Origin of the sequence: Micromonospora tarapacensis (assembly GCF_019697375.1) — a bacterium.
In the GTDB taxonomy this organism is placed as follows: Bacteria; Actinomycetota; Actinomycetes; order Mycobacteriales; family Micromonosporaceae; genus Micromonospora; species Micromonospora tarapacensis.
The window spans coordinates 3,285,227-3,305,333 of the sequence record NZ_JAHCDI010000004.1 but is presented as its reverse complement, the minus strand read 5'-3'; the positions used below and the strand labels follow the sequence as shown (position 1 = coordinate 3,305,333).

General features: G+C 69.9%; 18 protein-coding genes, 1 tRNA gene and 4 pseudogenes. 11 read left to right on the top strand and 12 right to left on the bottom strand.

Features of this window, described 5'->3' with window-relative positions:
• Positions 1–97: 97 nt before the first annotated feature.
• A pseudogene (locus KIF24_RS34115) lies at positions 98–1,755 on the bottom strand (tetratricopeptide repeat protein).
• A 68-nt stretch (positions 1,756–1,823) separates the two neighbouring features.
• Positions 1,824–2,288, bottom strand: a complete 465-nt coding sequence (locus tag KIF24_RS20775; RefSeq protein WP_221085465.1) for a MarR family winged helix-turn-helix transcriptional regulator — start codon at positions 2,286–2,288, stop codon at positions 1,824–1,826.
• 46 nt (positions 2,289–2,334) lie between these two features.
• On the opposite strand from KIF24_RS20775, the gene KIF24_RS20770 reads away from it, so the two are divergent.
• Together KIF24_RS20770 and KIF24_RS20765 are read left to right on the top strand one after the other, a co-directional pair.
• The gene (locus KIF24_RS20770) at positions 2,335–2,856 is read left to right on the top strand and encodes a VOC family protein (protein WP_221085464.1); all 522 of its coding nucleotides are present in this window, start codon (positions 2,335–2,337) and stop codon (positions 2,854–2,856) included.
• Between the two features lie 94 nt (positions 2,857–2,950).
• Entirely contained in the window at positions 2,951–3,814 is an 864-nt protein-coding gene (locus KIF24_RS20765; protein WP_221085463.1) for a hypothetical protein, read from the top strand.
• A gap of 86 nt (positions 3,815–3,900) precedes the next feature.
• Here the strand turns inward: KIF24_RS20765 and KIF24_RS20760 are convergent, their stop codons facing one another.
• The 3 genes and pseudogenes from KIF24_RS20760 to KIF24_RS20750 all read right to left on the bottom strand — a co-directional run bounded on the left by KIF24_RS20760 (position 3,901) and on the right by KIF24_RS20750 (position 5,629).
• The gene (locus KIF24_RS20760; protein ID WP_221085462.1) at positions 3,901–4,077 is read right to left on the bottom strand and encodes a DUF4236 domain-containing protein; all 177 of its coding nucleotides are present in this window, start codon (positions 4,075–4,077) and stop codon (positions 3,901–3,903) included.
• Between the two features lie 123 nt (positions 4,078–4,200).
• Entirely contained in the window at positions 4,201–4,656 is a 456-nt protein-coding gene (locus KIF24_RS20755; RefSeq protein WP_221085461.1) for an RrF2 family transcriptional regulator, read from the bottom strand.
• A 74-nt stretch (positions 4,657–4,730) separates the two neighbouring features.
• Positions 4,731–5,629: pseudogene (locus KIF24_RS20750) on the bottom strand (helix-turn-helix domain-containing protein).
• A gap of 235 nt (positions 5,630–5,864) precedes the next feature.
• Between KIF24_RS20750 and KIF24_RS20745 the strand changes: the two are divergent.
• The gene (locus KIF24_RS20745; RefSeq protein WP_221085460.1) at positions 5,865–6,641 is read left to right on the top strand and encodes a glucose 1-dehydrogenase; all 777 of its coding nucleotides are present in this window, start codon (positions 5,865–5,867) and stop codon (positions 6,639–6,641) included.
• Positions 6,642–6,780: 139 nt separating this feature from the next.
• Here KIF24_RS20745 and KIF24_RS20740 read toward each other — a convergent pair whose 3' ends face one another.
• Complete coding sequence (locus KIF24_RS20740; RefSeq protein ID WP_007457244.1) at positions 6,781–7,212, bottom strand: SsgA family sporulation/cell division regulator; 432 nt, start codon at positions 7,210–7,212, stop codon at positions 6,781–6,783.
• A gap of 716 nt (positions 7,213–7,928) precedes the next feature.
• Here KIF24_RS20740 and KIF24_RS20735 point away from each other — a divergent pair.
• On the top strand, positions 7,929–8,345 hold the full coding sequence (locus tag KIF24_RS20735) for a TIGR02611 family protein (RefSeq protein WP_221085459.1): 417 nt from the start codon (positions 7,929–7,931) through the stop codon (positions 8,343–8,345).
• Between the two features lie 50 nt (positions 8,346–8,395).
• Positions 8,396–8,467 (top strand) — tRNA-Val (locus KIF24_RS20730).
• 77 nt (positions 8,468–8,544) lie between these two features.
• Here the strand turns inward: KIF24_RS20730 and KIF24_RS20725 are convergent.
• Positions 8,545–9,765, bottom strand: coding sequence for a tyrosine-type recombinase/integrase (locus tag KIF24_RS20725; RefSeq protein ID WP_221085458.1), 1,221 nt, complete (start codon positions 9,763–9,765; stop codon positions 8,545–8,547).
• 898 nt (positions 9,766–10,663) lie between these two features.
• Between KIF24_RS20725 and KIF24_RS20720 the strand changes: the two genes are divergently transcribed.
• The 3 genes from KIF24_RS20720 (at position 10,664) to KIF24_RS20715 (ending at position 12,683) form a co-directional block, all read left to right on the top strand.
• Entirely contained in the window at positions 10,664–11,875 is a 1,212-nt protein-coding gene (locus KIF24_RS20720; protein ID WP_221085457.1) for a helix-turn-helix domain-containing protein, read from the top strand.
• Positions 11,876–11,982: 107 nt separating this feature from the next.
• The gene (locus KIF24_RS34655; RefSeq protein ID WP_331461383.1) at positions 11,983–12,390 is read left to right on the top strand and encodes a hypothetical protein; all 408 of its coding nucleotides are present in this window, start codon (positions 11,983–11,985) and stop codon (positions 12,388–12,390) included.
• Positions 12,387–12,683 carry a hypothetical protein gene (locus KIF24_RS20715; RefSeq protein WP_221085456.1) on the top strand — a complete coding sequence of 99 codons (297 nt, stop codon included), beginning with the start codon at positions 12,387–12,389 and terminating at the stop codon, positions 12,681–12,683. Before KIF24_RS34655 ends, KIF24_RS20715 begins: the two co-directional genes overlap by 4 nt.
• Before the next feature lie 621 nt (positions 12,684–13,304).
• Here the strand turns inward: KIF24_RS20715 and KIF24_RS20710 are convergent.
• From KIF24_RS20710 to KIF24_RS20695, 4 genes are all read right to left on the bottom strand, one after another.
• The gene (locus tag KIF24_RS20710) at positions 13,305–14,129 is read right to left on the bottom strand and encodes a carbohydrate ABC transporter permease (protein WP_221085455.1); all 825 of its coding nucleotides are present in this window, start codon (positions 14,127–14,129) and stop codon (positions 13,305–13,307) included.
• On the bottom strand, positions 14,126–14,899 hold the full coding sequence (locus KIF24_RS20705) for a carbohydrate ABC transporter permease (protein ID WP_331461223.1): 774 nt from the start codon (positions 14,897–14,899) through the stop codon (positions 14,126–14,128). The genes KIF24_RS20710 and KIF24_RS20705 overlap by 4 nt, the downstream gene beginning before the upstream one ends.
• A gap of 224 nt (positions 14,900–15,123) precedes the next feature.
• Positions 15,124–16,482 (bottom strand): ABC transporter substrate-binding protein, encoded by a 1,359-nt coding sequence (locus tag KIF24_RS20700; RefSeq protein WP_221085453.1) that lies wholly within the window; start codon positions 16,480–16,482, stop codon positions 15,124–15,126.
• Entirely contained in the window at positions 16,470–17,483 is a 1,014-nt protein-coding gene (locus KIF24_RS20695; protein ID WP_221085452.1) for an alpha/beta hydrolase, read from the bottom strand. Before KIF24_RS20695 ends, KIF24_RS20700 begins: the two co-directional genes overlap by 13 nt.
• Positions 17,484–17,575: 92 nt before the next feature.
• Between KIF24_RS20695 and KIF24_RS20690 the strand changes: the two genes are divergently transcribed.
• The 3 genes and pseudogenes from KIF24_RS20690 to KIF24_RS35340 all read left to right on the top strand — a co-directional run.
• Positions 17,576–18,244, top strand: coding sequence for a TetR/AcrR family transcriptional regulator (locus tag KIF24_RS20690; RefSeq protein ID WP_221085451.1), 669 nt, complete (start codon positions 17,576–17,578; stop codon positions 18,242–18,244).
• Positions 18,245–18,375: 131 nt separating this feature from the next.
• A pseudogene (locus KIF24_RS34110) lies at positions 18,376–19,089 on the top strand (transposase); the annotation flags it as partial.
• A gap of 3 nt (positions 19,090–19,092) precedes the next feature.
• A pseudogene (locus tag KIF24_RS35340) lies at positions 19,093–19,422 on the top strand (transposase); the annotation flags it as partial.
• 181 nt (positions 19,423–19,603) lie between these two features.
• On the opposite strand, the gene KIF24_RS20680 reads toward KIF24_RS35340, so the two are convergent.
• Positions 19,604–20,101 carry a hypothetical protein gene (locus KIF24_RS20680; protein WP_221085449.1) on the bottom strand — a complete coding sequence of 166 codons (498 nt, stop codon included), beginning with the start codon at positions 20,099–20,101 and terminating at the stop codon, positions 19,604–19,606.
• Between the last annotated feature and the right edge of the window lie 6 nt (positions 20,102–20,107).

Sequence of the window (20,107 nt, the reverse complement as noted above, 5' to 3'; positions counted from 1 at the left end):
TTTTTGTGCCTGAACTGCTAAAGATACCGTGCGGCGCACGGCGGAGCCAGGCGGGATCGCCCCCGGCGCAGCGCCGCCGGCACCCCGGCCGTCACGGTCAGCGACGTTCGGTGCAGACCTCGCCGGAGCGGGCGACGGTGTCGGTGGACCACGCCACCGCCACCGTGAAGCAGTAGTCGAGGCTGCGGTCCAGACCGTAGACGATGAAGCTGTCGGTGCCAGCCGGCAGGTCGGCGAAGGCGTTCTGCGGCTGCCCGGTCCGGCCACCCGAGACGATCACGGGCCCCTCCGCCCCGGCCGGGTACGTCCACCGCAACGCCACGCTGTCCCGGTTGTCGCGCAGCGACAGCCCGGTGGGCGGGGCGCCGGGGAGACGGGTGGCGTCTGTGCGGCCGGGGCGGTCGCGGTCGCGGCGCCGCTCGCGGCCGGCGGCTCCGGATCGCCGCCGCCGTCGACGCGGGACACCCCGGCGATGATCGCGGCGGCGCCGAGCAGCACCACGACGACTCCCGCCGCGACGATCGGCACGAGCCGGTTCGGCCGGGCCGGCGGCGGGGCGCCGGGGCGGTGCACCGGCACCGGCAGCAGCCGCGACGGTGGCCCCGGACGCTCCGGCTCGGCGGTCCGGCGCAGCCGGTACACCCCGGATGCCTGCGGCGGCCCGGTCAGCCCGACCACGGTGGGTGGCACGGCCGCGCCGGTGGTCTGGTCGTCGGGGTAGGGATCCGGGTCGGCCGGGGGGCCGCTCCACCAGTCCTCCGGTGGCCCGGCCGGGCCGTCCGCCGGCTGCCGTGGCGTGGGCACCGCCGGTGCCGCACCGGCCGGTGGCTGGGCCCCGGGTCGGTATCCCTGGCTCGGGTGGTAGCCCTCGGCGGGATGCTCCTGGCCGTGGGCGTGCCGGGTCGCCGGTCGATCCTGGTCGGCGTCGTGCGCCTCGGGCCGGGCCGGTGGTGTGCCGGGGTCTGCGAACGGGTCGTCGGGGGCGGGCGCGTCGTCGCCGGGTGGTGGGATGCGGGCGGCCGGCACCACCGGGTCCTCGGCACTGACCGGGGCGGTGTCGGCGCAGACATGTTCCGGGTTGGCCGCGGCCCGGGCCAGCGTCGCCACCTGCGTGGTCAGCGGGTCGTCGGGGGCGAGGTGCTGGCGGGCCAGCTCGCGGGCCAGGGCCAGGTTGTCGTGTGCCTCGGCGAACTGCCCGCAGTCGCGCTGCATCGACCCGAGCCGGGCCAGCATCTTGATCCCGCTCGGGTGCCCGTCGCCGTAGACCTCGCGGTGCAGCTCCCAGGCGTCCTGGAGACGGTCGCGGGCGACCTGGCACTGGCCCCGGGCATACTCCACGGTGGCCAGGTCGGCGTGGGCGGCGAGCACCCGCAGCGACTCCGGCCCGTCCGACGCGGTCAGCTCGATGATCACTTCCTGGTACAGCCGGGCGGCCCGGGACCAACTGCCCACCCGGTGCAGCACCGCCGCCAGCGTGGCCGCGGCGGCCACCGTACGCGGGTCGGAGCGGCCGTGCAGCCGGCCGGTGGCGGCGTACGCATAGGCTGCCCACCCTCGCGCCGAGTGCGGCTCGCCGAGTGCGACCAGCACCCGCGCGTGGAGGCTGGCCGCCTCGGCCAGCTCGGGCGTCGCGTTGGCGGGGCGCGGGTCGGCGCCGGTCAACGCGTCGGCGAGCAGCCGTTGGGCGCCGGCGAGGTCGCCGGCGGAGACCAGGTCGTGCGCCTGATCAGTCAGTTCACCGAAGCCGGAGGGCACGCCCCATCGTGCTCATTCGACGACGTTAAGTACAAGACCCGCGCCGGAGTGGTTCGGTCAGGATCCGGTCAAGGTCTGCTCAGGCGTTCGGTCAGCGCCTCGCTGATCCGGCGCAACTGGTCGACCTGAGCCGGGCGCAGCGCGTCGAACAGGTGCCGGCGTACCCCCTCGACGTGGCCGGGTGCGGCGGCGGCCAGCGCGGCGAAGCCCTCGTCGGTGAGCAGCGCGATCTGGCCGCGCCGGTCGGTCGGGCAGTCCTCGCGGCGGACCCAGCCGGCGGCCTCCAGCCGGGCCACGGCATGGGAGAGCCGGCTGCGCGAGGAGCCGCTCGCGTCGGCCAGCTCGCTCATCCGCAGCCGCCGTGCGGGCGCCTCGGAGAGTCGGACCAGGATCTCGTAGTAGGCGTGCGGCATGCCGGCGTCGCGTTGCAGCTCACGGTCGAGCGTGTCCATCAACGCCCGGGAGGCGGCCAGGAACGACCGCCAGGTGCGTTGTTCGTTCGGGTCCAGCCAGCGGGTCATGACCGCCAGCATAGCGGATTTGTTGAACGCTCAACTAAACTGGGCTAGCCTCGGTGGCATGGGAATCCATCGCCTCAACCACGCCGTCCTCTACGTCGGCGACCTCGAACGCAGCGTCGCGTTCTACCGCGACGTGCTGGGCTTCCGCCGGGTGCCGATGACCCCGGACGGGTTCCAGGGAGCCGCCTTCCTCCAGGCACCCGGCTCCACCAACGACCACGACCTCGGCCTGTTCGCCATCGGCGAGCGCGCCGGCCGGTCCACCGCCGGCCGGTCCACGGTCGGCCTCTACCACCTCGCCTGGGAGGTTGACACCCTCGACGAGCTGGCCGTCACCGCCCGGCGGCTCACGGCGGCGGGCGCCCTGGTCGGCACGTCCGACCACGGCACCACCAAGAGCCTCTACGGCCAGGACCCGGACGGGCTCGAATTCGAGGTGGTCTGGCTGGTGCCGGCCGACCGGCTGGACGACGCCGCGCTCGCCGCCCGGACCAGGATCGGCCGGCTGGACCTGGCCGCCGAGATCCGCCGCTACGGCGCCGACACCCGCGGCGGGGTCGGGATCTCGGTGCCGGCCTGAGCCGGCACGGCGCCCGCCCTCGCGCCGCCAGCGGTCCCCGGCGCCACCGGTGGTACCGCACCGGTGCGGGCGTCCGGTGCGGTAGAACGGCAGCATGCCGATCGACGCCGTGGGCCACGACCTGTTCCTCCGCCACCTGGACAGCTGGGTGCCCGACGCGCTGCGCCGCGCCCGGCGGGCCACCGTCGTCCTCGGCTACGACGGCGCCGACGCCCACCTCGCCGAGGAGACTTTGCGGCTGGCCGGCGAGCACGCCACGCGGCTACGCGGGTGCCGGCTCACCGTCCTGGTGCTCGCCGACGGCACCGAGGAGCTGCCGTCCCGGCTCGGTGCCGCCGAGGCGCGGCTACCGGCCGACGTGGCGGTGCACCTGATGCCCGGCCCGCCCGGCCGGCTGCCGGTGGCGCTGCGGGCGGCCGGCGCCGCGGGCGCACCGGTGCTGTCCTACCTGGAGGCCGCCGACCCGGTGGACCCGGTGGCGCTGACCGCCGCGGCGACCGGGCGGCCCGCCGAGGCGCTGGTGGTCGCCGCTGCGGGCACACCGCTGCGGTTGGCCCTGGCTGATGCCGGGTTCCCGCTGGTGACCGACGTCGAGCTGGTCGACGCCGGCCGGCGGATCGGCTTCGGCACCGGTTCGGACCGCAGCCTGGAGTCGATGAAGGAAAGCCTCTGGGCGACCGGGCAGCGGTGCCGTGACCCGCAGGGCGCACCGCTGTCGCCCACTCAGGAGGTGGACCCGGCGCCGCTGGGCCGCGCCCTGCTCGACGAGCTGGCGCGGCGCGGCCCGCGCACGGTCACCGAGCTGCGCCGGTACGCGGTGACCGACACCGCGTACCGGGCCGTGGACGCGGTGCGGGCGCTGACCGCGCTGCTCGACGCGGGCGCGGTGACCCGGGAGCCGGAGCGCGGGCGGCTCGGCGGCGACGTGCTTGTCACTCCCGCCCGGTCAACCGCCTGACCACCAACGACACCGACCTGTCTCCGCACCAGATCTTGGTACGGAACGGCCCTTCCGGGGGCGGTTCCGTACCAAGATCTGGTGCGTCAGCTGGACTTGTCCTGCGTCCAGTGCAGGGGGCCGGGCAGGTCGACCCGGTGCGCCTTGGCCCGGGAGTTCCAGGACCAACGACCGATCTTGATGCTCCAGGACGAGAAGCCGTTCTGCGTGAAATTCAGGCTCAGCGGACCGAACTTCTTGCGCTTGCGCATCCTCAGGCCCATCACGGGCCTCCCTTCGTCGTGTCCCCCTGCGGGCTCGAAGATGCCCAGCCCGACGATCCGGCAAACCAGGCCCGTCCGCAGTGGATTCCCGGACCCGGCGGCAGGCCCGCCCGACGGTGGGCGTCAGCGCGGCTCCCAGGCGTCGGGCAGCGCGGTCAACCGTCGTACGTGGGCCGGCAGCCGGCCGCGGACCAGGTCCGCCAGGCTCACCTCGTCGACCACCCGCCGCAGCGCGGCGCGGACCGCGACCCAGAACTCGGGCAGGTGCTGGGCCACCCCTTCGTAGGTCGTCTCTTCCGGACGCATGCCGCGCACACCGGCCAGCGGCCCATCGACCGCCCGCAGCACCGCCCCGATGGTCACCGCGCCGGGCGGCCTGGCCAGCGCGTAGCCACCCTCCGCGCCCCGCTGCGCCCGGACGATGCCGGCCCGGCGCAGATCGGCCAGGACCGCCTCGAGAAACTTGCGCGGCATGTCCTGCTCCGCGGCGATGGCCTGGGTGGACAGCAGCGACGGGTATGCGGCGGCGAGGCTCAGCGTCGCCCGTACGGCGTAGTCGCCACGCGCGGAGATCTGCACCCTGCCATCATGCCCAACGTGCGCCGGCCCGGGCGTCCCCCAACGGGGGAAGCATGCCTCTCAATCGGGCCCCGTCAGCCCCGGTGCGCGTCGGTGCGCACGTCGACGGGCGGGCGGGGACGCACCACCGGCGCCGGTGCGGGCTGCTCGCGGGCGGCCCGGAACGCCCCGGACTGAGCCCGACCTCGCGGGTGACGAACCGGCCGAAGTTGGTCGGCTCGGTGAAACCGAGCAGCCGGCCGATCCGGGCGATCGGCTCGTCGGTGGCGGCCAGCAACCGGCAGGCCTGGAGCGCGACGCGCTCGTCCACCACCTGCTTGGCGCTGCGCCCGGTGACCGCCAGGCAGGCCCGGGTGAGGGTACGCACCGAGCAGCCCAACCGGTCGGCATAGTCCTCGACCCGGCGGGTGTGTTGGTAGCCCCGCTCCACCTCCCGGCACAGCCGCCGGAAGGTCTCCTCCTCCGGGCGCGCCGCCCGCCCGGTCCCGGACGTCAGCATGCTCAGCCGCAGCAGCAGCACGGTGAGCTGATGGCGCAGCAGGCTATGGGCCGCCGGGGTGTCCCGGTGCCGGCCGGCGTCCACGGTCAGCTGGCTCACCTCGTTGATGACCGCGTCCTCGTCCTCGCCGGCGAGCTGAACCCAGGCCGGCACGTCGTCGGCGTCGACGTCGAGCCCGTGCAACGCCTCCGGGTGCCAGCGGACCACCGTCGCGTCCAGCTGCGGCAGCGCGCAGCGCAGCACCTGCCCGGGGCGCACCCGCAGCAGCGTGCCGGGCCGGCAGGGCAGGGTCCGGAAATCCACCTCGGCGAAACCGTGACCGCTCGTCGTCAACACGATCAACTCTCGGTCCACCAGGACGGGACGCCGCCACCCAGGGTCGGGGGCCAGAGCACACAGTGTGATCGTGCTGATCCCCACCGGGTCGGCGGCGGCACCGGGCAGGGCCGTGGCGTGGTGACCGGAAGGGACCATCACCTGCGACGTTAGCCGCCCGCCGGGCCGTGCGCACCCTTGCGGTCGCCGGACGGCCCCGCGGCCCGCGGCGGGCGGTCGCCCGCGGGTCGGCTTTCCGCGGGCGGGGTTGTTCCGGGGCGGGGCTGGCGGCTAGGTTACCCAGCGGTAGTGATCTGGTCGTCGTGGCGCCCGATCGGCACGAGACGGCGGCCCCGACATCCGGCGGTCCGGCCGGTTCGCGAGGGGGATGGGCATGAACGATCTGTTCTCGGTCGACGGCAAGACCGTCCTGGTCACCGGCGGCTCGCGGGGGATCGGGTTGATGATCGCCCGAGGCTTCGTGCACGCCGGCGCCCACGTGATCATCTCTTCGCGTAAGGCGGACGTCTGCGAGGCGGTCGCCAAGGACCTGTCCGCGCACGGCCGCTGCGAGGCGATCCCCGCCGACCTCGGCCGTGACGAGGGCGCGGCGGACCTCGCCGCGGCCGTCCGGGAGCGCGTCGACCGGCTCGACGTGCTGGTCAACAACGCCGGCGCCACCTGGGGCGCACCGCTGGAAAACTACCCGGAGAGCGCGTTCGACAAGCTGTGGGCGGTCAACGTGAAGGCCGTCTTCCGGCTGACCACCGCGCTGCTGCCCGCCCTGCGCGCCGCCGCCGGCCCCGACGACCCGGCCCGCGTGATCAACATCGGCTCGATCGACGGCATCCGGGTGCCGTCGATGGAGGTGTACGCCTACTCGGCGACCAAGGCGGCGGTGCACATGCTGACCCGCAGCCTGGCCCACCAACTGGCCGGCGAGCAGATCACCGTCAACGCGATCGCGCCAGGCCCGTTCGAGAGCAAGATGATGGCTTTCGCGCTGGACGACCCCGGTGCCAGGGCCGCCATCGAGGCCCAGGTGCCACTCGGCCGGGTCGGCCGGCCGGAGGACATGGCCGGCGCCGCGATCTACCTGTCGTCGCGGGCCGGCGCCTACCTCACCGGCGCGGTGATCCCGGTCGACGGGGGCATCACCACGCACGGCTGAACGACCGCTCGACCATGGCCGTGTGCGGCCCGGCCGCGGGGCCGGGCCGTGGCGGGGATGGTCGAGGCTGTCCGCGTACCCCGGACAGGCCGGAGCCGCGCGGACTCGGCAGATCCGCGCGGCCCCGGCCTCGTCGTGGTCAGCGACCAGCGAGCAGCCGGTTCACCGCCGTGTCGACGTCCAGGTGCTCGGCCTCCCGGCCGCGCGGGACGACGACGTAGGTCCGTCGCAGGAACCGCACCAGCACGCTGCGCGGCACCTCGAACAGCGCGTTGCCGTCCGGCGATGACAGCGCCAACGCGACGAAGTCGCCGCGCGGGGTGGCCCAGGGCCAGACCCGCACGTCCCCGATGCCCGCCGGCTCGTCCAGCCCGGTGACCAGCAGCTCGCGGGCAAAGGACCAGCTCACCGCCTCACCCCCGGCCGATTCGGCATGGAACAGGACATGGACCGCATACGGGTCAGCAGGGTCGTAGCGCAGACTGGCGCGCACCGGCAAGGCGGTGGCGTCAGGTGCGACGAGCCTTAGCGACGTCTCGACCTCTACGGTCGTCGGTCGAATGACACTCATGAACGTTCTCCCCCCGGCACCGCTGCGGAACGCGCGTGTCCCGCTTTTCCCATACTCAGCCGCTACTCCTGGCTACGCTCCGCCATGCGCTGACTTCACCCAGTGGTGGGAAGGGGGTCGGAAAGACCACGTGAATGTGAGAATTCATGTAGAATTTCCCGTTCTGCCCAGTGGGTTCATCCTGCCCGGCGTCGGGTTTGTTCAGCCGTCGACTTACTCCGGTAACGTCCAGTCGGCCGTTGCAGTGACGGGCCCGCGCAACACTGGGGGGTGAAATGGTCAAGAAGCGATCCTCAGTGGATCCGGTGGCCGCGCGGGGTCCGTCGAACGTCGCGGTCCGCGCAGCCGAACAGCGGGGGTACGGGGTGCCGAAGGAACAGAGCGAACGGGCCGGTCGGTCGGTCGCCGATCGCGGCCGGGCGGGTGATCACGGCTCGACGCCCGAGCGCAGCCCGGTGGCTGATCGCGGGCGGGCCGCCGATCGTGGCCCGGCGGGTGACCGTGGCTCGGCGGGTGATCGCGGGCCGGTCGCCGATCGCGGCCAGGCAGGTGATCGGGGGTCGACGGCCGAGCGAGGGCCGGCGACCGTCGGGCGGGCCGGCCGTAACGGGCGCGGCTACGCCGGGAGGAATGGCTCCACCGGGCGGGGCAAACCGGCAGGGCGGGGCGACCCCGGCGAGGTGAACGGGGTCGCGGAGGCAGAGGGGGGTGTCGTCGTGTCCGAGCGGCGCGACCCGCCGCCCTGGCGGCAACGAATATCCACCACCCTCGCACTGATCCGCGCCAACCCCACCGGCCGGGTCGCACTCAAGATCATGATAGGGGTGCTCGGCGCCCTCGTGGTCACCATCGGCGTCGCCCTCATCCCGCTACCCGGCCCCGGTTGGCTGCTCGTGATCGCCGGGCTGGGCATCTGGGCCGTGGAGTTCCACTGGGCCAAGCGACTGCTCGCCTTCACCCGCCGCCACGTCTACGGCTGGACGGACTGGGTGAAGAAGCAGACACTCGCCGTACGCCTGGTGATCGGCTCGGTCGGCCTCCTCTTCGTCGGCACCGTGGCCCTGCTCTCGATCAAGTACAGCCTCGGCATCGACGTGATCGCCCAGGTGCTGCACTACCTCGCCACGAACTGACCCCGGGTTCGCGGTCCGATCGTTGGATCGGGTAGAGTCGTGCGCGCTGAGGGCGATTAGCTCAGCGGGAGAGCGCTTCGTTCACACCGAAGAGGTCACTGGTTCGATCCCAGTATCGCCCACGCATGTCAAAGGCCACCTTCCATCGATGAAGGTGGCCTTTCTGCTGCCCGTACAGCAGCGAAGTACAGCAGTCCGCTCATTGCGCGAGTGAATCGCCGGGGCGCTTGAGTGCGTCCCTGGTCGCCTGCGACGAGACCTGCGTGTAGATCTCCATCGTCACGGAGAAGCGGGCGTGCCGGAGGATCTGCATGGCGGTTCGCGGGTGGACGTCGAGGTCGGCCAGGAGGGTGGCGCAGGTCCGCCGCGCGTCGTGGACGGTGATCGGGCGGACCCCTGCTCTGTCGCATCTCGTCTGCCAGGATCGCTGGAAGTTGCGCGGTTCGATTGGTGCGCCATAGCGGGTGGTGAATGCGAGGCCATTCTCGTGCCACGCCTTACCGGCGGCTGCCCGTGCCTCGTCGCGTTGCTCGTTTATCAGCTTGAGCGCGGCCAAGCAGATGCTGGGCAGGGGCAGGGTGGCGTCGGACGCCTGGGTCTTGGTATCGCGGTGCAGGAGCCTTCCGCGTACGCGTTGCAGTTGTCGGCCGATGGTCAGCTCTCCGGCGTCGAGGTCGACATCGGCCCAGGTGAGGCCGAGGGCTTCGCCTTTGCGTAGGCCGGTGACGAGGACCAGGGCGTACGTGGCGTAGAGCGGGTCGGCATCGGCGCGAGCCGATTCGAGGAACCGCCGGGCCTCGTCGCTGGACCAGGACTTGCCGCGTCGACGGCGGACGGTGGCGAGGGTGACCGGTACGGCCGGGTTCTTGGTGATGAGGTCTTCGGCCTGGGCGTGGGTGAGGGCGGCCCGCAGCGCGGCCCGGATGTCGCTGACCGTTCGCGTCGACGGGACGGCCTGGCAGCAGCGGTCGACAGCGCAGCAGCGCCGCTTCTCCTTGCGGCGGGCGGCGTCCTTGCCCTGGGCGCAGCACTGGCAGGTGCGGGCGACCTGGTTGATCCAGGTCTGCACGTCGCGCGACTGGAGCCGGTCGAGCCGCTTGGCCCCGAGGCCGGGGGAGAGGTAGCGGCGGACGAACGTCTCGTAGGTGGCGTAGGTCAGCGGTGCCCGGTGCGGCTCGATGATCTCGGTCAGCCAGTAGGTGAGGAAGCTGCCGACGGTCGGCACGCTGGTTGCCACCGGTCCGGCCTTGGCCTGCTGGTGCAGTTTGATCCACTTGTCGTGCACGGCGTCGCGGGTCTTGCCGTAGACGTACTTGCGGGTGCGTTTCCCGTCCGGCTTGGTGACCCAGACGTACGCGGCGAAGCCGTTGCGGTACGGGAAGATCGACCCTTCCCCGTTGGCGCGGGCGCGTCCGGGCATCAGGCGGCCTCCTGCCGGTCGATCTCACCGCAAGCATTCCCACGGCCCCTACGAAGACTATGCATCCAATCCCACCGCAGAGCAGTGCAGCGACGCCACCGAAGAAGCCGAAGTCCCCGTAGTCCACGGCCTGACCCTACGCTTGAGGCAAGCCCGTGCCCGACCCGTGCCCGTTGCAGGGGTCAACAGGGGTCCGACTCGACATGCCGCCGGGGCTCTCATCCGACAGGGCGTAGTCACTGGTCGGTTAGACAGTCACCGTGGGTTTAGATCAACCCGACTCCCAAGCTGATGTTGGATCGGCCAGCTGTCATAGGCTGACGCGGATTGCTGCCGGACAGCCGGCCTAGGTGAGGGGTGCGTGCGGATCATGTCTCGGTCCCGTCTAGCCCTCATCGCCGGCACCCTGATGCTTGTCGCAGCTGTTGTGGTCGGGTGCTGTGCTCCCGCGTTGCTGGAGCCCCAACCACCGTGGAGGGACCCGGTCGCCGACCGGGCGGAGTGGGACCGGATCCTGCCGTGGCTTTTCGTTGCGGGCTGCGGCTTCCTCCTGATCGCGTTTCCTCTCCTGGCCTACGGGCTCGTCGGGTGGCGAATGGAGCGGCGTGCCCGGCTCGCGGCGACGGGCGGCGATCGACAGCAACGGTGACAGCAACCAGCCCGGACGAGGCCAGCCGCCAGCGACCGGGCACGGATCATCGCCCTGCGTTGCGTACGCGGACAGACCCAGCCGGACAGAGCGCCCAGAACTTACAAGCGAGAGGTCGGGGTGCCCGCCCAGGATGCAGGGGTGGCTGGCGCGTGAGGGTTATGAGGCAGCCTGCGGATCGGTAGCGTTGAGCGTGATTGCGGCCCGATGGGTCGGTGGTGCGTCCGGCGCTACGCGAGGAGGTTCCGGGTGGATTCCTTGCCGGAGTTGACGTTCGGGCAGCGGTTGAAGATCTACCGGGAGCGGTCCGGGAAGACTCGGGCGGTGCTCGGTGGGTTGGTGGGTCGTAGCGCCGAGTGGGTCAAGGCGGTGGAGACGGACCGGATCCTGCCGCCGCGTATTCACATGCTGGATCGGATCGCGCGTGCTCTGAAGGTCGACGTGTCTGCCTTGGCCGTGGAGCTGGGTGACCGGTCTGCGGTGGTCAATGGGCCGGAGCATCCGGCGTTGGCATCGGTGCGGGATGCGGTGAACCGTGTCGTGTTCGCCGACGACGCCAAGCCGGAGTCGTTGTCCAGGCTGAGGGAGCGGCTTGCGGTGGCGTGGCGGGCACGTCATCAGGCGTCGGATCACCGGACGGTGCTGGGCGGGTTGTTGCCGGGGTTGCTGCGGGACACGCAGCGTGCCGCGCTGGTGTACGAGGGTGATGAGCGGCGGCAGGCGCAGGCGCTGGTGGCGGAGACGCTCGGGTTGGCGCAGATGTTCATCGCGTACCAGCCGGCGGCCGAGTTGTTGTGGCGGGTGGCGGATCGGGCGATGGTGGCGGCGCAGGAGTCCGGTGTTCCGGAGGCGGTCGCTTGTGCGGGGTGGTTCCTGTGCCAGGTGCATCGGGACGCCGGGGATTGGGACACCGCGATGGCGGTGACGCTGGACGTGCTGTCGGCCCTGGAGCCGCAGGCCGCCGACGGGAGCGTCAATCTGTTGGCGCTGTGGGGCGCGCTGAACTTCGAGGCCGCCTACACGGCTGCTCGTGCCGGTGAGGAGGGGCGGGCCTGGCGGTACTGGGATCGCGCGGACCGGGTGGCGCAGCGTCTGCCGGAGGGCTTCTACCAGCCGCAGACGTCGTTTTCCCGGGTCGTCATGGGCGCTCACGCGGTGACCGTGGCGGTGGAGTTGCAGAAGTCCGGCGAGGCGGTGCGGCAGGCCCGCCGCCACGATGCGGCGGCGATCCCGTCGAGGCCGCGTCGGGCACGCCATCTGATCGAGGTCGCGCGTGCGCACTACGGCAAGGACGACCAGGAAGCGACAGTGGCGACGCTGCGGCAGGCGTATGAGTCGGCCCCGGAGACGATCCGCTTCAACGGGTACGCCCGCCAGATCACCTTGGACCTGCTCGACGGACCGCGTGCCACCCGAGATGACGCCCGTGACCTCGCGGTCCGAGTCGGACTCGTCTCATGATCCAGAGGTAGGAACCTTACCCATTCCAACGCGCAACCGACCGTAGCTTCTCGCTCACGGGATGCGGCGGGCGGTGCGAGTCACGCCCGGTCGCCGCGTCCCTTTCAATCAGAGGGCGAAGAGGCTGCCCTCGTGAGCGACGAGGGAGGGTACGTGCGGCGCGTCTCGTACGACGAGTACCTGTCGGCCACCGCGTTGACGTTTGCCCGACGGCATCGGCCCGTGTGGTCGTGGCAACTGTGGCGGCGTGTCTGCCGGTGCGGAGCCGACCTGCCGTGCCGTGCTCGGCACCGTATCCCCATCAACCGGGGCCACTGGCCGCAGGAGAGCGAGCAGTGACCGGCGGCCCGGAGCGAGTCATCCTCGCCGTGCACGTACGAGGGCTAGACGGCATGTGTGCCGGTTGCCGGGCGTGGTGGTCACGGCTGGCCCCGTACCCCTGCTGGCAGGTGGATTGGGCGACCAGCAGGCAGGCCCGCGCGAGCGTGGCCCGGTTTCTGGGTGGTGTGCGATGACCACCCATGGCCCGGTGTTGCCGATCTGGAGCTGTGGTGGCTGTGACCTGCCGTGGCCGTGTCCGACGCGGCGGCGGGAGCTGCGGGCGGAGTACGCGGACGCGCCGGTATCGCTGGCGCTGTACCTCGGTGCCTACCTTGTCCAGGCCGCCGAGGACATGCCCTGGGCACCGGCCGGTGCGCTGCACCGCCGTTTCATCGGCTGGACCAGGCAGCCGCCGGAAGTACAGCAGCGAAGTACAGCAACCGTGCCGGCCGAACCAGGCCGGAACGGGCGTCACCAGGCCGGATGACCTCGTATCGAGCCCGATCCGACCGGCTTGCCGTGAGTTCACACCGAAGAGGTCACTGGTTCGATCCCAGTATCGCCCACCATAGGTAGCAGTGCGCGAACCGCGTCAGCGGTTTGTATTTGATCAAGGGCTGGGCCTTCGAGGTCCGGCCCTTGTCCGTCTCTGAGCACGGGGATCGGTCTGGACCCAGATCACGCAAGCTGAGCATCACTCCTCGCCGTTACTGCGCCCCGATCCACGCCAGGCGAAACCGGGCGGCGCCTTGTCCGTTTACGTCCACGTCCGCTGGCCGTTTCTAGCATCCGGCCACGGCCACTACGCCGAGTTGCGGTCTCGGCTCGACGCGTTCGCCGAGGACCTCAGCCATCGAATTGACGGCCAAGCGCCGATGCGAGGCCACAGAACCTCAGCTACGGCGATCTGAGTGATCAACCGACGCTCGCGTCTGCATGTCGGGAGCGCACCGCAGCAGGTATGGGGATCAGCCAGCCAGGATGATGTCGATGTTCGAAGTCGTCTGCGCAGGTGTCCGTACTCGTCTGCAATGCGTTGGCCTGCCGGGTCGTTGACGCAGTCGGTCGGCCAGATGCGATGGAACCTCCAGGTGCGAGACTCGGGCAGTCACTTGACGGCTCCTTGCATCAGCGCCTTGACGAAGTTGCGCTGGAAGATCAGGAAGATCACCAGCGAGGGCAGGATGATCAGCAGGGATCCGGCGCAGAGCAGCACGATGTCGGTGCCGTACTGGCCCTGGAAGGCGCCCAGCCCGCCGGCCACGGTCCGCTTCGTCGGGTCGTCGACGAGGACGAGGGGCAGCAGGTACTGGTTCCAGCTGGCGAGGAAGAAGAGCACAGATAGTGCGGACCACGCCGAGGTGGCGAGCGGCAGGTGGATGCGGCGGAACGTCTGCCAGGTGTTCGCGCCGTCGACTTTCGCGGCTTCGGTGAGCGCGGGCTCGGCGCCGAGAAAGTGTGCGCGCATCCAGAAGACGCCGAACGGCATGAGCAGTCCGATGAGCGGCAGGACGATCGCCAGCCGCGTCCCGAGCAGTCCCATGCTGCGCAGGTCGTAGTACAACGGGGTGATCAGCGCCTCGAACGGCAGGGTGAGTCCGACGAGGAGAAGACCGTAGATCGCCTTACCGAAGGGCACGTTCAGCTGAGCGAGGGCGTAGCCCGCGGCGGTGGCCATCGCGACCGTGGCCGGTACGACGCCAAGCACGATGAGGGTGCTCGAGCGGAACAGCGCGACGAAGTTCGCCGCGCTCCACGCGTCGACGAAGTTGTGCCAGTGTGGGTCGCTCGGCCAACTGAGGCCTTGCGGCGTGCTGCCCGGCGCCGCCAGTGCCGTGGTGAACATACTCAGCAGCGGCACCACGGCGAACAGCATCAGCGCGAGCAGGATCCCAGTGCGCGTTACTCGATGGGCGAGGCCCGATGTGGTCATTTCTGTCTCCCGAGACGCTGGATCGGCCAGATGACCAACAGCACGACGACGGCCAGGAACACCGCGAGCGCCGAGGCCTGGCCGACGTGCTGCTGCAGGAACGTCATCCGGTAGATCTGCACGCCGGGCACCATCGTCTGGTAGCCGGGACCGCCTTGCGTCGCGATCTGGACGACGTCGAAGCTCGCCAGCGCGGCGATGATCGTGAACGTCGTGCACACGACGAGTTCGCGCCGCAACCCGGGCAGCGTCACGGCGAAGAACTCACTGACCGGCCCGGCCCCGTCCAGCCGGGCCGCCTCGTACAGCGCCGGGTCGATCTTGCCGATGCCCGCGAGCAGCAGCACCGTGCAGAAGCCGAGCATGACCCAGACCCCGATCACACCGACCGCGGGCAGAGCGAAAGTGAAGTCACCGAGCCAGGCACGCGTGTACTGATCGAGGCCGACCGCGCGCAGGACCTGATTGACCAGGCCGTCCGAGGAGTACATCCACGTCCACGCGATACCGGCCGCGACCAGCGGAAGCACCTGCGGGACGAACAGTACGACCCGGGCGGTGGTGCTGAACGCGCCGGGCTTCAGTTCGCGGATGAACGACGCGGCGACTAGACCGAGCCCGACCGGCAAGACCGTGTAGAACACGACGAGGACGAACGCGTTCACCACGGATTGCAGCAGCTCCGGCTGGGTGAAGATCGCTTTCCAGTTGTCCAGTCCGGCTGGCGTCGCTGGCCCGATGCCGTCCCAGTCGTAGAACGAGTACTGCACGGACTGGAGCATCGGGAACAGCACGAAAACGCCGTACATACCGAACGCTGGCGCAACCCAGAGGAGCGCGCTCCAACTCCGCCGCCGGCGTGCGGATGGGCGCCGGACGGCGGGTTGTCGTGCCGCAGGAACGCTCGACGGGTCGGTCATAGCCGATGCCTGCCGCATCGCCTCCGGGGTCGGGACGGACGGCACCGCATCACCCCTGGGTCGGCTCGCCGCGATCATCGCCCGAGATCGCGCTCGTAGTCGGACTGCACCTTGGCCGCGAACGCCTCGGGCGTCGTCTTGCCGGCCAGCAGCAGCTGCGTTTGCGGGATGAGGCTGTTGACGTGGATCGAAGCCGTCGCATCAGCCATGAAGCCGACCAGCCCGTTGCTCTTCAGCAACTCCTGGAACGCGCTGACGGTGGCGGCGACCGCCGACCCCTCGGGCGTGGTCGGAGCTGGCGCGTCCGACGGTCCCGCCGGCGCCAGCCCGCCGAGGGTGACCGTCTCCTGCCGCGCCTGCTGGTCCGTCTGCGCGAAGTCCAGGAACGCGGCCGCCACGTCTGCGTTGGGTGACTTCGCCGGGATCCCTAGGTTGGCGGCGGCGGTCATCGTGTACGACGGCCCACCGGCAACGCCGGGCGGGAACAGGAAAAACCCGAACTGACCGGGTCCGGTCTTGTCGAGTCCCGGAGCCTGCCAGTTGCCGCTCGGGAAGAACACGCCGTTGCCCTTGATGAACTCGGCCGGTGCCCGGGTCTGGTCGATGTCGTTCACGTCGGCCGGCAGGTATCCTGCCTGTCCCCAGCGTTGCAATGTGGTGCCGGCCCTGACCGTCGCCGCGGTGTCGATACTCGCGCCGGGCTTGGTGTAGTTCCAGTCCTGGACGGCTTGTGCGTCACCGGCGTACGACATCACCAGGTTCTGCAGCGGATAGACGCTGCCGCCGTCCTTGCCGTTGATCATGATCGGTTGCAGCCCGGCGTCCTTCGCCTTGGCGAGCAACTGCTCGAACTCGGCGACAGTCGCCGGTGGCCGCGTCATACCAATCCGCTGCGCAAGCGCCTTGTTGTAATACACCCCGGTCAGGCCAAAACCAGCGCCCGCAGCGTACAACGAGCCCGTCCCCCGCTGTCTGCCGTCCGGGCCGACACGGGTGGAGGCGAACTGCGACTGCGGCCACTCGTGCCACCCATACGCCTCCGCATACGGGTCGAGGTTGATCAGCAGGTGGTCCTTGGTCAGGTTGCCGAGCTGCGGCACGCGGACGAGGTCGGGCACGTTGTTCCCGGCGAGAGTACGCGCGATGGTCGTGGTCAAGGTGGCGTAGTCCTGGTTCTCCACCTTGACAGTCACGTTGCTGTACTTGGCGCGAAACAGCTTGCCGAGAGCGGTGTAGAACGGGACGTCTACACCGCTGGTGACGAGCAGCTTCAGGGTGACCGGTTCACTGCCGATACCGGTGGAGACCGGCTTGGACGGCACCGGGCCGGCTTCGGAGTTGCCGCCGGGTGCACAGGCGGCCAGCAGCAGGGCAGCCGCCGCGGCGACGCCGGCCGCCCGGAGGGTTCCGCAGTAATGGGTCAGCGATCGCACGAGAAGTCCTTAAGCTCGATGGTGTGGGTTGACTGGAACGCGCGGCGTACGGCGTCGCCAGCCTTGCCAACGGCGTGATGCGCGTCGGTCATCACGGCGAACATCTCGAAGAAGCCATGAATCTGCCCCGCGTACTCGGTCAGCTCGACCGGCACGCCGGCCGCCTCCAGACGCCGGGCGTAGTCCTCGGCCTCGCGGCGGAGGAAATCGTGTTCGGCCGTGATGATCGTCGCAGGCGCGACACCGCGCACAGGTTCAGCGTGCAGCGGGGATACATACGACGCCTTGCGTTGTGCTGGGTCGGGAACGTACGTCGCCCAGATGTACTGGAGCCGACGGTAGCTGTTGGAGCCGAAACCCGACTGGCCCGCGAAGGTCTCGTACCGGCGCCGGAACGCGACCTTGTAGTCGGTGTTCTCGACGCTGTCGAGTACCGGGTAGACGAGGAGTTGGGCGGCTAACCGAACGCCTTCATCACGTGCTTTGAGCGCGGCCGCCGCGGCGAGATTGCCGCCCGAACTGTCCCCACCGACAGCCACGCTGCCGAAGTTGTGGCGTGCCCAGGTGACGGCCGTCCAAGTGTCGTCAAAGCCGGCGGGAAACGGGTGCTCGGGCGCGAGCCGGTAGTCGATGGACAGGACCCCGCACGCGGCCCGGTTCGCGAGTGCCCGGGCGATCCCCTCGGCGGTGTCGAGGTCTCCGTGAATCCAGCCGCCGCCGTGCGCCCAGACCAGCACCTCCTGTTCCGCGCCCGTGGGCAGATAGAGCCGAGCCGGTACGCCGTCCGCGTCAACCGACTCGACAGAGGCCACCGGCGCCGGCTCGCCAGTCACGGCCAGGACCTTCGCGCGTGCGTCCGCCCGCACGGCCGCGATGTCGGCGGCCCACGGGTCGGGTGATGATCCGGAGCTGTCCAGGAAGGCCTGCACCTGCTCGTGCGGCCGCAGCGGAGTGTCTTCCTCGCGGACGGCCGGGGTTCCTCGCCGGAAAGCTGCACTCATTCGATCGTGCCTCTCGCCACTGTTTCAGACTGAGTACTCAGTCTGTTTCGTAAAAGCTACCGAGTACTCAGTCGGTTTGTCTATGCTTGGCGATGACCGTCCCGACCATCGCGAGGAGATCAACCGTGTCCCCTGCCCAGAAGCCCAGGACCTCGGCGAAGGGCCTGGAGACACGGGACCGCATCGTCGACGTCGCCGTACGATTCATCGCCCGCAACGGAGCGCGCGGCACCAGCCTCGCCGACATCGCGGCCGAGGCCGGCGTGTCACAGACCGGGCTGCTCTATCACTTCCGCAGCAAGGAGGCCCTGCTCAACGCCGTCATGGATCGCCACCTGGCCTTCTCCGAGGAGTGGCTGTGGGGCGACGGACCCGACCCCGGCATCAAGATCGTCAACATCATCGCCAGGCACATGGCCACCTGGCCCAGCCAGCACGACGGCAAGGTGGCCAGCCTGCTCGGCATGAACACCGTCGTCCTCGGCGAAAACGTCAGCCCCGACACCGACCTCCACCCGCGGCTGGTCGATGGCTACCGAACAACGATCGACCGCGTGACAGCGACCCTGCGGTCCGCACAAGAGCGCGGCGAGATGCGGGAGGACATCGACCCGCAGCTCAAGGCAATGGAGATCATCGCTTTCTGCTACGGCCTCGAGGCCGCGTGGTTGGTGGACCCGACGATCCCGGTCGCCGCGGCAGCCGCCCAATGGGCGGCACAGCAGACCAGGCAGTTGGCGACCGGGTCGGCGACGTCCTGACGACACGCCCCCGGCCTCGCCCGTTCAGAGCGGAATTGATGCATCGAGGGTGACGAGAGAAGGGTGCGCCTGACCTGCAAGGATTTGAGTGTCTAGATCAAGTCCACAGCAGAATCGGGTGCACCCTTCAGGTGAGTAAGAATAGCGGTTGGGATCAGCGGTTGCAGGTCGCCCCGGGCGGCAAGGGTTTGGTCGGGCACGCAGGCGCGATCCTGCTGCGGCGGTGCGCGGACCGCACCGGCCTGACCAGCGGGTTGAACAAGGTCCTGCCCCGCGGCAAGGGCCCGGGGTGGTGGGACCGGGGCACCGTCCTGATCTGCCTGGCGACCTCGATCGTGCTCGGCGCTACCAGCATGTCCGACATCCGGCTGCTCGCCCGCCAGGTGTTGGTGTTCGCCGACCCGCCGTCGGAGGCGACCGTGCGCCGCACCCTGACCGGCCTCGACGAAACCACCCTCGGTCAGATCGCCAAAGCGCGGGCGAAGGTGAGGGCACGGGTCTGGGCCCTGCTCGCCCGCCGGCCGCAGGGTTTCCCGTGGTTGGCGGTCGCGGGGAAGGTGCTGACCGGGTGGGTGGTCATCGATCTGGACGCGACCCTGATCACCGCCCACAGTGACAAGGAGAACGCGGCGGCTATGTTCAAACGCGGTTTCGGGTTCCACCCGCTCGGCGCGTGGTGCGCGAACACCACCGAAAGCCTGGCCATGCTGCTGCGCCCGGGCAACGCCGGCTCGAACACCGTCACCGACCACATCCGCGTGCTGGGCGAGGCGATCGCGCAACTGCCCGTAGCCTACCGACGTAAGATCCTGATCCGGGTCGACGGCGCCGGCGCCACCCATGACCTGCTCGAACACCGGGCCCACGCAATCATCGAGCAGGTCAACGCGGATCTGATCGGCGGGCCACTCGCGCACCTGCCGTCCGGCCGGTTCAACGCCAACGACGCCTGGCTGACCTGCGCCGCCATCGCTCACAACCTCACCCGCGCCAGCGGGCACCTCGCCGCCGGCCCCTACGCCACCGCCCGTCCCGCCACCATCCGAACCCGGATCATCAACCTCGCCGCCCGCCTTGCGCACCGCGCCCGCACCACCCACCTGCACCTACCGCAGCACTGGCCCTGGCAGACCGCGTTCGAGAACCTGTTCACCGCAGCCCACACCGCACCCGGCTGACCACGGTAGACCCACCTGACATCAAGCGGCCCGACCACAGGCCACGAACCCCGCCTCACCCCGAACAACCGCATCCGGAGCAAGCCGACCACGTCATCGGCGATCTCGACCTGCTCCGAAACCGCCCAATACCGAAACTATTCAACCCTGCTCAAGACAAACCGCGTCGGTGGATCGAGGCTCAGAGCTTCGGGTCCTCGATCAGTTCAGCCAAATAGAGCTGGACTTTATCACTAATCAATTTCGAAAAAATGTAGCCCATAACGCGACGTCCGCGATACGTGTAGACCTGACCAGTCTTTGCATCTATGACAGCAGGTTGAGCCAGAGCCGCGAAACCAGCAATCCCGAGGCGAAACGGTCGAGACATCATGGCGGGTATTTCGTCCCCGATAACAGACGCCACCATCAGCGGCATCACCAGTACGCCCGACTGGAGACCGTTCCTCCAGCCCATACCATCGGCCACCCCCAATACCTCAAGGGTGAAGTTCCGGACATCCACCTCAGCCACCGCCTGCCTGTTCACCACAGCAGCAAGGACGTGTATCCGAGACAGCCATCTATACTCAGGCGTATAGCCAAACGTTACGGTGTCACCGCAAAGCTCTTCCTTGACCACCTCACAACCGTCGGCAATCAGCCTCCCCTCAATCACCTTGCTGATATTTACCTGCATCTAGCC

Bases quoted from the DNA above. Each gene is read 5' to 3' on its own strand.
- KIF24_RS20775 (WP_221085465.1), bottom strand. From the start codon at position 2,288: ATGCTGGCGGTCATGACCCGCTGGCTGGACCCGAACGAACAACGCACC.
- KIF24_RS20770 (WP_221085464.1), top strand. From the start codon at position 2,335: ATGGGAATCCATCGCCTCAACCACGCCGTCCTCTACGTCGGCGACCTC.
- KIF24_RS20765 (WP_221085463.1), top strand. From the start codon at position 2,951: ATGCCGATCGACGCCGTGGGCCACGACCTGTTCCTCCGCCACCTGGAC.
- KIF24_RS20760 (WP_221085462.1), bottom strand. From the start codon at position 4,077: ATGGGCCTGAGGATGCGCAAGCGCAAGAAGTTCGGTCCGCTGAGCCTG.
- KIF24_RS20745 (WP_221085460.1), top strand. From the start codon at position 5,865: ATGAACGATCTGTTCTCGGTCGACGGCAAGACCGTCCTGGTCACCGGC.
- KIF24_RS20740 (WP_007457244.1), bottom strand. From the start codon at position 7,212: ATGAGTGTCATTCGACCGACGACCGTAGAGGTCGAGACGTCGCTAAGG.
- KIF24_RS20725 (WP_221085458.1), bottom strand. From the start codon at position 9,765: ATGCCCGGACGCGCCCGCGCCAACGGGGAAGGGTCGATCTTCCCGTAC.
- KIF24_RS20715 (WP_221085456.1), top strand. From the start codon at position 12,387: ATGACCACCCATGGCCCGGTGTTGCCGATCTGGAGCTGTGGTGGCTGT.
- KIF24_RS20710 (WP_221085455.1), bottom strand. From the start codon at position 14,129: ATGACCACATCGGGCCTCGCCCATCGAGTAACGCGCACTGGGATCCTG.
- KIF24_RS20695 (WP_221085452.1), bottom strand. From the start codon at position 17,483: ATGAGTGCAGCTTTCCGGCGAGGAACCCCGGCCGTCCGCGAGGAAGAC.
- KIF24_RS20690 (WP_221085451.1), top strand. From the start codon at position 17,576: ATGACCGTCCCGACCATCGCGAGGAGATCAACCGTGTCCCCTGCCCAG.
- KIF24_RS20680 (WP_221085449.1), bottom strand. From the start codon at position 20,101: ATGCAGGTAAATATCAGCAAGGTGATTGAGGGGAGGCTGATTGCCGAC.